We start from the raw sequence: 849 nt of genomic DNA on the forward strand, positions 1-849 counted from the left end.
AATACGTTCCCGGGCCTTGTACACACCGCCCGTCACGTCATGAAAGTTGGTAACACCCGAAGCCAGTGGCCCAACCAGTTTACTGGGGGGAGCTGTCGAAGGTGGGATCGGCGATTGGGACGAAGTCGTAACAAGGTAGCCGTACCGGAAGGTGCGGCTGGATCACCTCCTTTCTAAGGAGCTTTATTAACCCACCGCAGACTGTGTCTGGTGTGTGGGTTGTTGATGTTGGAACCCATGTGTGGTTGCCATCAACACAATTATAATCGGGTGGATGATGACCCTGGATCGACAAACACACTTACACAGTTAAGTGCATAAAATATGTGGCATGCTGTTGGGTGTCTGGAATGACATTGTTTATTCCTAACAAGGCAGTCATAGTCACCGCCTGGAACGGTTGTTCTGGTGTGTGTGGTGTGGGTGTTGTGTTGTGTGAGAACTGTATAGTTGGACGCGAGCATCTTTATTTTTTGTTTATTTTATTGTGTATCCGAACGTTGATGATCACCTTGTTTAACCACGGGTGATTGTTGTTTTAGTGTTTGTTTTAAGGGCACACGGTGGATGCCTTGGCATATCAAGCCGATGAAGGACGTGAGAGGCTGCGTTATGCCTCGGGGAGTTGCCAACTAAGCGTTGATCCGAGGATGTCCGAATGGGGAAACCCAGCCGCAGTAATGTGTGGTTACCTGCCGGTGAATATATAGCCGGTGTGGAGGTTGACACGGGGAAGTGAAACATCTCAGTACCCGTAGGAGAAGAAAACAATTGTGATTCCGTTAGTAGTGGCGAGCGAACGCGGATGATGGCTAAAACCTATGTGTGTGATACCCGGCAGGGGTTGCA

The 849-nt window shown here is 49.5% G+C and carries 2 rRNA genes; both read left to right on the plus strand.

The annotated features are described in order from the left end of the window. A 16S ribosomal RNA gene (locus tag EAO36_RS08255) occupies positions 1 to 173 on the plus strand; the annotation flags it as partial. A gap of 367 nt (positions 174 to 540) precedes the next feature. Next, positions 541 to 849, plus strand: a 23S ribosomal RNA gene (locus tag EAO36_RS08260); the annotation flags it as partial.

It is taken from the genome of Helicobacter mehlei, assembly GCF_003660265.1.
GTDB classification, from domain to species: domain Bacteria; phylum Campylobacterota; class Campylobacteria; order Campylobacterales; family Helicobacteraceae; genus Helicobacter; species Helicobacter mehlei.